Here is a 10717-nt window from a genome sequence, read left to right on the forward strand (position 1 = left end):
CCAAACCGTAGTTGTACCGCTGAAATGCAAGGCCGTCAGCAGATTTCACATTACCATTGTAATCAATTCCCGAACCTCTCGCATAGGCCGTACCCCATATGCCCAGGGTAGGCATGGCTGTTTTTCCCAGCACCTTTTTACGGGCTTTACTCAATGCAATATTGGAATTATACAGTAAAAGCAACGGGTTTACGGTGGTATCTGCAGGCATATAACCGGCAGGTAACTTTATAAAATAACTGGTGTCGGTAACGGCGGGCAGCTTGTCTGTAGCCAGCAGGCCTGAAAGGGTAATGATCGTTTGTTCTTTGTACTTACGGCTGTTCAGCAGTTCCACCTTTGCCCTGGACATTTCAGCTTTCAGCAGCGCAGTATCTACACCCGGCTTGATACCGTTTATCACCAGTGACCTGGCTATTAATAAAGTTGCTTCTGTACGGGCAAGGTTTTCCTGGTAAACTTTCTCCAGTTCAGTGGCGGTGATAATATCGAGGTAAGCATTAATGACCCTGATCTTATGCTGAAATATTTCATTGCCTGCATCCGCCCTTGCATACTGCGCCCCGGCCCTGGAAAAATTTACCCGGGAGCCACGCTGCCCGAAAGTTACCGGCTGCCAGTTCAGCAGCAAACTGGCAGCACTGCCGAATACGCCCTCATAGTGGTTGGCCGCAGCGGGCGGCCCGCTGATTGGCACCAGCAACGGCGAATATACCATCCCGGTAATGTTGTTATAGGTGGCATAGTTAACCTGGTAGGAGGCGTCCAGTGAAGGTATCAGGGAGTTTTTACTGGTAGTGATCGCCTTTTCGGCTGCTTTTACCTCCCATGCTTTGGATTTTAACAATGGATAGCTGTCTTCCGCCAGCTGCAACAACGCTTTCAATGTTGTATCTGCCGGCGATTGTGAAAATGACAGCTGCGTATTTATTAACAGGCAGATAAGACATGATAAAAGCCTCAGCTTCACCCTGTACATGTTAATTTATTTAAAGGTGTCAAACTTCAGGAAAAGCAGGCGATAGGGTAAAAAAACGCTTTACACCTGCAGTGGTGGTTGTGAGCGCAAATATTGCAAATACCCCTACTGTTTTATGGTATATTTGAAAATATTCTGGTATCAACCGTTTTTCCGGAAAGAAAGAGGGGTTTGCCCGGTTTTTCGCCTGAAGTATTTTACGAAGTGAGAGGGATCGTTGAAATCAAGCAGAAATGAAATTTCCGCAATCGTATTATCCGTATATAAGAGCAACCTTTTGGCTTCACTGACAATAAATTCAGCCAGTACATCTTCTGCCGACTGATTAACCGCCTTCCGGCAGGCAGCATTTAAATTTTGCGGGGATGTGCCAAGCTGTTCCGCGTAGTAGTGCACTTTATTTTTCACTGTTTGTTCGGCGCCCAGCAATGAGAGCAATGATTGATACAAATTGGAGGTGATCTCCGCTTTACCGGTAAACGGTTTTACTTCTTCCAGCACATGAGCCAGCAGCGCTTTCAGCAAACCCTCCGTTACATGGTAGGCATATTTTCCCTGTTTCTTATCCGTTGCCGTAAGCAGGTCAAAGAGCCGGTGGGTGATGGTGCTATCTTTTGGGAAGATGCAGCTTTCCCGGCTAATCTGCGTAAAAAGGAATTTCAGCTCACTATCCATACTTTCCTCAATGAATGCCTTTTTAATGATGATAACAAACCCATCCGGTTCACTGTCCAATTCCCAGTAATGCACCTGGTCTTTCCGGACAAGGTACATAACCGGGGGCGTTACCTGGAATTTCCTGGAGTCAATAAAATGGTAGCCGCTGCCTTGTGAAAGGTACAGGATCTCAAAGTAGTTATTATGCTTATGGGGAGTAGTGTTCCTGATCTCTTTCCTGAACCTGGAAACCATGATCGATTTACCAGATTCGCTTTTATCTTTTACCTGTAATTTAGTTACCATAATGGCGTTTTAACCGGCAGTTCTCCGAATAACATCCTTTTTCCAAATTTATGGAAATCTTAATGACTTACCTGATTTGGGAGCGCTTTGTAAAAAGCCGCCTATGCCTTATGCATTTATTTGGCGGATTCAAAAATTTAAATTTACTTTGGACTACAAAGTACTTTCCAAAGTAAGAATAACAGTTAAAATGCATTCTTATGACCGCTAAAAACACCCGGCTTTTTGCCATTCTGATTACCATAGCAGTTTTATTATCCATACCGTTAATTGCAATGCAATTTACCAGTGAGGTGAACTGGACGCCCATAGATTTTATTGTAGCCGCCGTGCTGCTGCTGGGCACCGGCCTTTCGTGCGAGCTTGTATTGCGGAAGGTAAAGAAATTCAGCTACCGGGCTGCTATTTGCATTTCAATTCTCCTGGTTTGCTTTCTTGTTTGGGCGGAGCTTGCCGTGGGTATATTTGGTACCCCCTTTGCCGGCAACTAGTACGGCTGGTTGCTTTATGTTTCCATGTTTATAAACAAACAGAACGCGCTTGCGGCGGCGCTGTTCCGGTATGAACACTGCCGCGCACAAGCGCGTTTTTGCTTATTGTAATTCTTAATTCTGCGCGTCTATTGCTTCCTGGAGGTTATCAATCGGCGGTTGATTCAGCTCATACCCCGAATAGCCGAAGTTCTGGTTCAGCCGGCCTTCCCGGTTAGCGTCTATATCTCCCTGCGGCACCGGCCATAATATATGGTAGGGGCTCACCGTGAATACAGCGCCGTACGTGGTTTTTACATTCTTGCTGTAAAAATTATTGTACCGCATTACCCGCTCGTACCAGTAGCTGCTCCTGGATAGCTCATCTACCGTAAAGGTTTTGCCAAATTCATCGGCTTTGTGGGTAATAGCAAAAATGTAAGATACCCGGCTCAGCTCCATATGCCGCAGCTCTTCATAATAAAGCTCGCGGGCCCTTTCATCCATGATCTTTCCCATTGTCATTTCATCGGCAGTGTACATTTTTGTGCAATGCGCCCTGCGGCGGATGGTATTTACATCGTTAGCCGCATTTGCTTTGTCGCCTTTCCAGAAATAGGCTTCTGCACGCAGCAGGTAGGTTTCGGCCAGGCGGTAAATGTACCAGTCGCTGGCGCCGCCGTTATAGTTATCCACTGTTTCACTCCTGGGCGTTTCCACCCACAGCTTGTAATGGGGCCAGTCGTACCAGGCCCGTACGGTATCGGTCACCAGCAGCTTGCCGGCGCTGTTATAAAGCTGCAGCGGTTTCCCGTAATACGGATCGCCGCTGCTGAGCAGCGAAGGATTGTTATAAACCATGTCTTCCATACGCATCCAGTTGCCGGTGCTGGTGCTGTGACGCAGGTCGCTGGTATCATCCCAGATAGTGCTGGTGCTGTACCAGGTAGGCCTTAACATACCTACGCCCCGGCCATAGGTCTTGCGCAGGTCTATTTTGTCGTGCGTTAGCTTATAGCTGGTGCTCATGCCGGGTTTACCGGAAGGGGTGCTGATGAGCTGATTGCCGGTGCCTGAAATAAAAGGAAGCGCCATTCTCATAGTAAACATATCCTGGCGGCTGTTTGAAAACTCTTCCCGGCTAATGATATTATAAATGGCTTCTTTGTTGGTAGCGATGGATTTGTTGGGTCCCCGGTGCAGGTCCCAGATCACATTTCTTGTAATATTATGCACCGCCGGCATGGGATTTACGAAAGTGCCGAAAGGCTCCGTCATGAGCGAGTAGCCCGAGCTGTTGATAAGATCATTGGCTACTGCAATGGCCTTGTCAAACTCGCCCACTGCCAGGTAGCATTTGATGAGCAGCTGCTGGCAGGCGCCTTTGGTAACCATGCCAAAATCGCCGGTGGGCGGCACATGCGCCACTGCAAACTCCATGTCGCTCACCAGCTTTTGCAGTATCACCTCTCTTTTGGTTGAGCGGAAATTGAACTTCGGGGTAGTGATCTCCTTGGTGAGCAGCGGCACATCGCCAAAGTCAAATACCAGCCACAGGTAGCGGAAGGTGCGGTGAAAATAGGCCATGCCCAGCATCTGGTTCTTCAGGGTAGAGTCCAGCCCCGGCACCCTGTCTACATTGGATATAATGGTATTGGCGTATTTAACGCCTTTATATCCTTCAAACCAAAAAAAGTTAACCTTGTTGGTATTAATATCATTGTTATTGGAAGTAGGCGTGATCATGGCATTCAGGTCCTGCGCCGGCCCTGATTTATCGGTAGTGCCAATAACCGCCACGTCTGAAAAAATCAGGTCCGTGATCAGGGGCGCGGCCTCTCCTGCCCATACATGGCTAAGGTTCCTGTTACAGCTGGTAATAGCGGCTTCCAGCCCTTCCCTGGAAGTAAAGGTAACAGAGGGTTCATAAAAGGACAGCGGATCGGGCTTGAGCCAGTTTTTTGAACAGCTCAGGGGCAATTGCACGGCTATCCCCAACAGTATAATCCTTACAGTTTTATATAGTGTGATCTTCATGATAAACTCAGTTTGATACTTTAAAAAGTGGCAGTCAATCCAACTGTATAATACCTGGGCATTAATGAAGTGGTTTCCGGGTCCCAGTATTCCCAATCCTTTGCCCATACCGCAACATTGCGCACGCCTGCATATATCTTGAACTGGCTCATATCCAGCCGCCTGGTAATACTTGCCGGCAGCGAATAGGAAATAGCCACGTTATCCAGGCGGATATATGTTTTATCAATTACGCGCTTGGGCGTTATATTCTGCACGTTGGTGGAATTGAGCCTGGCATACGTGTCGGACGGGTGTTCCGGCGTCCAGTACTTCCTGACATAGGAACTGGTCCAGCTGGTGCCTGCGCCGAAATTATTCAAATAGTCGTCGGAGGTTGCCTTGTGGCCCCAGTTAGCATACAGGTTGAAGGAAAAATCGAAGTTCTTAAACAGCGTAAAATCGTTGCGCAGGGTCCAGCGGAAGCTTGGTGTGGTGGAACCCTGGAACTTTTTATCGTCGTTCGTGTACTTCCCGTCGTTGTTAACATCTTCCACCTTCACATCGCCCGGTATTTCGCCATAGCGGGCGGCCTGCTCCCTTTCGCTCTCCTGCCATATACCCTGCACTTTGTAATCCCATATAGAGGCAATATCGTGGCCAATGAACCACTTGTTGGATATATCGTCGATCTCCCTGGAGCCAACTACCTTGCCTTCATCATTCAGCACATCTTCATAAGTATAGTACAGATGCCGGATCTTGTTCCTGTTCATGAAGAAGCCCACGGTGGTGGTCCATTCAAAGTTTTTGCGCTCCATGTTCACCGATGTAAGGCCCAGCTCCAGGCCTTTGTTCACTACTTCGCCCAGGTTGGTGGTTACAACGCTGAAACCTGTAAAGTCGGGCAGTGACTGATCCATCAGCAAATCGGTAGTAGGCATGTAATATAATTCCAGGTTACCGGTAATACGGTTGTTAAGGAAACCAAAGTCAAGCCCTATGTTCCAGGCGGAGGTGGCTTCCCATTTCAGGTCGTAGTTGGCCATACGGTCCACATACAGCTGCGACAGCTCGTACACGGTGCCATCGGGCTGCACGTAAGGGTAACGTCCCGTACCTGTAGTAAGGTTAGACAGCGCCTGGTATATGCCAATGGAACGGTTACCGTTCATACCCCATGACAGGCGCAGCTTGCCCATGCTCATGGGCGACCAGTGGAAGAAACGCTCGTTGGCAAAGTTCCATGCAAATGCCAGCGCCGGGAAAGTGGCCCTGGGATTGGACGCGCCGAATGCGGAATACCCATCCCTGCGCACAGAGGCCGTAAGCATATACCTGCTATCGTATGAGTAGAACAACCTGGCCATTAACGCATCGCCCGTGCTGTGCTGGTCGTTGCTGCTAACGCTGGTTTTTAAGGGGTTGGCCGCGCCGATGTTGTGGAAGCCAAGGGCATCTGTGGGAGAGAAATCCGTAGCGGTAATGCTCTCGTTCCATGACTTATGCTCTTCTGCGTTCTGCAGCAGCGTTACCTTTACCTGGTGTTTTTTAGCAAAGGTGTAGTCCCATGTAATAATGTTATCTATCTGCCAGTCGAAATTCTTGGTGTTTTCCCTTACCACCTTGCCGTTATCAGACCACAGCGGATTCTGTGATGATTCATGATACCGGTTATAGAACCATTGCATGCGCGGTGAGAAGTTCATCTGGTAGGTGATATGAAAAGGCAGCTTAATGGTTTGGTAAATGGTGGCGTTTAAAACAGTGTAGCCTTTTTCCAGCTGCTTATACTGGTTACTGTAGGCGGTGTTAGTGCCCTGGTTCACGCTGGCCCCCATTGGCTGGCCGTCCAGCACACCATTTGTATCAAGCGGTGTGGCAAAGGGCGAGTTGTTAATGATCTGCCCTCCCCAGTCAACGGCCAGGTTACCATCTGAACGGTCCTGGAAATTGATGTTCACGCCGGTGTGCATCCATTCGTTCACCTTCCCGTCTACCTTAATATTAGACCTGTAAGCGCGGTATTTATCGCCTACAACAATGCCTTCATTATTCAGGTAGCCCATGGAAACATAGTAATTCAGCTTATCCTTGTTCCTGCCTGAAAAGCTTACATTATAATCCTGCTGCAGCCCGTGCTGGAAAGAGCCGTCGAACCAGTTGTAAGTTCTGCCCCTGTGATAGTTTGCCCTTTCCTTATCGAACAAGCCTATACGCAGCAGCCATATATCTTCAGGATCGCCTCCCAGGGCGTCGTAAGCCAGCCAGTCGTTGAGCGTAATGCCGTACTTCGACAGATTTTCCGGTGTCGGCTCCACGTATTTTGCCGGGGTGGCCCACCGGGTGGTGCTGTTAAACAGGTCCGTACGGTAGTTCAGGTAGCCCTGCGCGTCGTACACCTCACGTTTTTTACCCATGGTGGCAATGCCGGTGCTTGCGTCGAACCGGATGGTTGGTTTTTCTGAAGTACCTTTTTTAGTGGTGATGATGATTACGCCATTAGCCGACTTTGCGCCGTAGATGGCGGCGGCCGATGCATCTTTCAGCACATCAAAATGTTCTATATCCTGCGGGTTGATCTCCGACAGCTCTCCGAAGAATATTACGCCGTCGAGCACAATCAGCGGGTCATTGCCTCCTTTCAGGGAGCGCTGCCCGCGTATCAGCAGATCGCCGCCGCCTTTGGCCGATGTGTTCTGCGAAACATACAACCCAGGCACGCCGCTACGCAACAGGTCCTGCACAGAGCGCGGGCTCTCCTTTTCGAGCCGCGCGGTCTTCAGCTGGCTGATGGAACCGGTAAGGTCTTTCTTTTGCATAGAGCCATACCCTACCACTACCACTTCATTCATCTTCTGCTCCGCCACTTTCAGCTCTACCCGCAACGAAAAATCGGCGCCGGGCTTAAGGTCATAGCCCGAGAGGGTTTGTGTTTCAAATCCAATGTAGGAAAAGGTAAAGGTGTAGCCTGGCCCGGCCGGCAGCCGGCTGAAAGCAAAAACGCCGCTGCTGTCTGTTTGTACGGAGGCTGAAAAATTGCTGGCGGCGTTTTTAACGGTAACGCTAACGCCCCAAAGCGCTTCTCCTGTTTCTTCGCTTTTTACAATACCCGTAACATCTGAGCGATGTTGCTGCGCCTGCAGCAATAGCGGGATAAGGCTGAGCATAATAGCAATGCCCAGCAGTGCATACGTGGAACTCCATTTTTTCATCTTATAAACGCTGTCTTGTGTTTAGACAATAAAAGGCCCTGCCGCTGACCTACTCAGCGATCCAGGATATTTGACCCATATAATTCCGGCTAGTTTTTCTTTCTTATAAAATAATGTCCCTGCTGTTTTTCAATCGTAAGTTGGTTAAGCACTGCTATGTCATTCAGTATAGTTTCTAACGTGTCTGTTTTATGCATTCTTCCCGAAAAATATTTATTCTGTATGTCAGAAGGATAGTAATAAATATCCACCTGGTAATAGCTGCTGAGCTGATCAAACACCTCTGCAAGCGGCGATATGTCAAACGTGTACCAGTCGGGCCTGCGAACGGTATGCATTTCCCGGTTGGCCGGCCCGGCTTTTACCATCTGCTCTGCAGGCGCCTTACGTGTTATGCTTGCCAGCATGGTGAGCTTATTATAGGTCAGCTCATCGCCGGGCAGCAAAATTGCTTTGTCTTTCCATTTTTCATGGATAGTGTCAACCGCCGCTACCTGCACTTTTCCCTGGTGCAGCTTTACCTTTATCACATCACTTTCTGCAAATGCCTGTACGGTAAAGTGCGTGCCCAGCACTGTTGTTGCAAGCCGGTCTGAATACACCACAAACGGCCTGGCTTTATCTCCCGCTACTTTAAACAGGGCTTTTCCCCACAGGTAAACCATCCTGCTGTTGTGTGATACAAACGGTTCATAAAACCGGATGCTGCTGTTGGGCGATAATATTACCACAGAGCCATCATCGAGCACAATGCGCATCAGCGTATCGGAAGCATTCCTTCTTTCCGCCATCTGCGCCAGGGCCCCGGAAACGGCCCCGCTTTTTGCATCATAGTTTTTTTTACCAGCCTGGTACCATAACAGCCCAATGGCCAGTCCGGCCAGCACTGCAGCCGCCAGCCAGGCGGTTTTGGCTCTGTTCCCTTTTTTAAAGGAATGCCTGCTTACATTTTTAAACAGTTTCCTTGTAAGGCCAGGATCCAGCTCCTCATTTGTTGTAAAATTGTCCCAGTCGTCCTCACTAATGTACTTATTCCACTCTTCGGGATTATTCTGAAAATATTCCAGTACCTGCTGCTTTTCATCATCACTGCATTCATTCCTGAAATATTTATCAATCAGTTCCCTTTGCATCATTTCCAGTTAAGATAATTTGGAGCTTCTTAAATATATATCGTTTGAAAAAGGGGCATCCCCTAATGAGAAGAGAATTTTTTTTTCAGGGCAGGTATAACAGTAATAACAGCAGCAGCAGAAAGTTTCTTAAATAATTAAGGGCCAGCGACATATGATTTTCCACTGTTTTAACGGACAGGGAAAGCTGCTCGGCAATTTCTTTATAGGACTTCAGTTCATAACGGCTTAACTCGAACACTTTTCTTCTTACAGGCGGCATATTGTGCACTACCTGCTTTATGAGCAGCTGCAGCTCCTTGGCCTCTACTGCGTCGGTAATATTCCAGGCGCTGGCTTCCTCCGGGCTTTCCTGTTTCAGGTACCTGCTTTTAACAGCTTCCTTCCTGAGCAGATCAATACAGGTAGCGCGGGCAATATGGAATATCAGCCTGCTCACGGGCACTGATTCGTTCAGCCGCTGCCGGTAATCCCATAATTTAATGAATGTGATCTGCGTAGTTTCTTCTGCGATGTATTGGGAGTGGGTTTTGGATAAAATAAATAAATAGACCTTCCGGTGATATTCGTGGAACAGGTCACTGAAAACTGAAGTATCTCCTTCTTTCAATGCGGCAATCGTATTGAACGCGTACATGCTCCAAATATAAAAATAAAATCATTATTTGTACTTTACTATTAAACACACAAACATGCAAGCAATAAAAGTGCTGGTCACAGGCGCTACGGGCTACCTGGGCGGCTATGTTGCCCGCGAGCTTAAAAAGCGGGACTATTACACCGTTGCGCTGGTGCGCAATGCACAGAAGCTGGCGGCCAAAAGCATACCGGCAGACCAGGTTATAACCACAGCGCTTACGGATAAAAATGCGCTGGCAGATTGCTGCAAGGGAATTGACGTGGTATTTTCGGCTGTTGGCATTACCAACCAGAAAGACGGCCTTACCTATATGGATGTGGATTACCAGGCCAACCTTAACCTGCTTGAAGCCGCCAAACGCAGCGGGGTAAAGCAATTCATATACGTTGCCGTTTTGCATGGCGATCAATTAAGGCGCCTGAAAATATGCGCTGCCAAGGAAAAATTTGTAGATGCATTAAAAAGCTCGGGCCTGCATTATTGCGTGATCCGCCCTACAGGCTACTTTTCGGATATGGAAGAATTTTATAAAATGGCGGAAAAGGGAAGGATCTTTTTATTCGGCAACGGCCAGTATAAAACCAACCCTATACATGGCGAAGACCTGGCCACTGTTTGCGTAAATGCCATTGAGGGCCGGGAGCAGGAGATAAATGTTGGCGGGCCTGAAATATTAACGCACGGGCAAATTGCCCGCACCGCCTTTTCGGTGGCCGGCCGCCCCGTAAAAATCACTCATATCCCCCACTGGATCAGGAAAGGGTTATTATTTCTTTTAAGAACTTTTACCAGCAGCAAAACTTACGGGCCTATAGAATTTTTTATGACAGTGCTTTCTATGGACTTTATTGCGCCGGCCTTTGGAACGCATACGCTGCAACGCTATTTTGAAACATTAAAAGCCGCGCGTAAAGGGAGTTAAGACGGGCGCCTGCTGTCAGAAAGTTTCGTTCAGGTTTAAAAAGAATCCTTTGGAGCCGTAGCGGCCAAAAGCATAGTCCAGGCACAAATTGGTGCGCGTGGCTTTATTGAAAAGAATGCGCAGCCCCGCACCGGCAGCGGGCTGCCATACCTCAAACAGCCGGGTGCCCATACGGTCGTTAGCTGTTTCCACATTCACAAAAGCTACCCCGCTAAACAGCTTGTTACGGGTAATGGGAAAACGGTATTCTGTTTCCGCATAAGCAAACTGCGTGCTTTTAAAATAGCCGCCCACGTACCCGCGCCCGCTGCGGAAGCTGGGATCGCGGGTGGTGCCGGGCAGCTCAAGAAAGGGCACCTCACCGGAAACCACGCCCGAG

Annotated in this window: 8 protein-coding genes and 1 pseudogene; 2 read left to right on the top strand and 7 right to left on the bottom strand. The window is 48.5% G+C overall.

What is annotated here, in order from left to right; genetic code table 11:
* Together VFS25_RS03285 and VFS25_RS03290 are read right to left on the bottom strand one after the other, a co-directional pair.
* Window positions 1-970: TolC family protein (locus tag VFS25_RS03285; RefSeq protein WP_326460686.1), on the bottom strand; the 970-nt coding region annotated here is incomplete at its 3' end.
* Window positions 971-1120: 150 nt separating this feature from the next.
* Window positions 1121-1942, bottom strand: a complete 822-nt coding sequence (locus tag VFS25_RS03290) for a helix-turn-helix transcriptional regulator (protein WP_326460687.1) — start codon at window positions 1940-1942, stop codon at window positions 1121-1123.
* Between the two features lie 200 nt (window positions 1943-2142).
* Between VFS25_RS03290 and VFS25_RS03295 the strand changes: the two genes are divergently transcribed.
* On the top strand, window positions 2143-2433 hold the full coding sequence (locus tag VFS25_RS03295) for a hypothetical protein (protein WP_326460688.1): 291 nt from the start codon (window positions 2143-2145) through the stop codon (window positions 2431-2433).
* Window positions 2434-2547: 114 nt separating this feature from the next.
* Here the strand turns inward: VFS25_RS03295 and VFS25_RS03300 are convergent, their stop codons facing one another.
* The 4 genes from VFS25_RS03300 to VFS25_RS03315 all read right to left on the bottom strand — a co-directional run bounded on the left by VFS25_RS03300 (window position 2548) and on the right by VFS25_RS03315 (window position 9413).
* Window positions 2548-4449 (bottom strand): RagB/SusD family nutrient uptake outer membrane protein, encoded by a 1902-nt coding sequence (locus tag VFS25_RS03300; RefSeq protein WP_326460689.1) that lies wholly within the window; start codon window positions 4447-4449, stop codon window positions 2548-2550.
* 20 nt (window positions 4450-4469) lie between these two features.
* The gene (locus tag VFS25_RS03305; protein ID WP_326460690.1) at window positions 4470-7643 is read right to left on the bottom strand and encodes a SusC/RagA family TonB-linked outer membrane protein; all 3174 of its coding nucleotides are present in this window, start codon (window positions 7641-7643) and stop codon (window positions 4470-4472) included.
* 89 nt (window positions 7644-7732) lie between these two features.
* On the bottom strand, window positions 7733-8779 hold the full coding sequence (locus VFS25_RS03310; protein WP_326460691.1) for a FecR family protein: 1047 nt from the start codon (window positions 8777-8779) through the stop codon (window positions 7733-7735).
* 82 nt (window positions 8780-8861) lie between these two features.
* A complete protein-coding gene (locus tag VFS25_RS03315) occupies window positions 8862-9413 on the bottom strand; it encodes an RNA polymerase sigma-70 factor (protein WP_326460692.1) in 552 nt (183 codons plus the stop codon).
* A 55-nt stretch (window positions 9414-9468) separates the two neighbouring features.
* Between VFS25_RS03315 and VFS25_RS03320 the strand changes: the two genes are divergently transcribed.
* Window positions 9469-10338 (top strand): SDR family oxidoreductase, encoded by an 870-nt coding sequence (locus VFS25_RS03320; protein WP_326460693.1) that lies wholly within the window; start codon window positions 9469-9471, stop codon window positions 10336-10338.
* A gap of 15 nt (window positions 10339-10353) precedes the next feature.
* On the opposite strand, the pseudogene VFS25_RS03325 reads toward VFS25_RS03320, so the two are convergent.
* Window positions 10354-10717: pseudogene (locus VFS25_RS03325) on the bottom strand (hypothetical protein); the annotation flags it as partial.

Source organism: Chitinophaga sp. (genome assembly GCF_035761305.1).
GTDB lineage: Bacteria > Bacteroidota > Bacteroidia > Chitinophagales > Chitinophagaceae > Chitinophaga.

Excerpts from the sequence above, each read along its gene's own strand:
- VFS25_RS03290 (WP_326460687.1), bottom strand. The coding sequence starts at position 1,942 with ATGGTAACTAAATTACAGGTAAAAGATAAAAGCGAATCTGGTAAATCG.
- VFS25_RS03295 (WP_326460688.1), top strand. The coding sequence starts at position 2,143 with ATGACCGCTAAAAACACCCGGCTTTTTGCCATTCTGATTACCATAGCA.
- VFS25_RS03300 (WP_326460689.1), bottom strand. The coding sequence starts at position 4,449 with ATGAAGATCACACTATATAAAACTGTAAGGATTATACTGTTGGGGATA.
- VFS25_RS03305 (WP_326460690.1), bottom strand. The coding sequence starts at position 7,643 with ATGAAAAAATGGAGTTCCACGTATGCACTGCTGGGCATTGCTATTATG.
- VFS25_RS03310 (WP_326460691.1), bottom strand. The coding sequence starts at position 8,779 with ATGATGCAAAGGGAACTGATTGATAAATATTTCAGGAATGAATGCAGT.
- VFS25_RS03315 (WP_326460692.1), bottom strand. The coding sequence starts at position 9,413 with ATGTACGCGTTCAATACGATTGCCGCATTGAAAGAAGGAGATACTTCA.
- VFS25_RS03320 (WP_326460693.1), top strand. The coding sequence starts at position 9,469 with ATGCAAGCAATAAAAGTGCTGGTCACAGGCGCTACGGGCTACCTGGGC.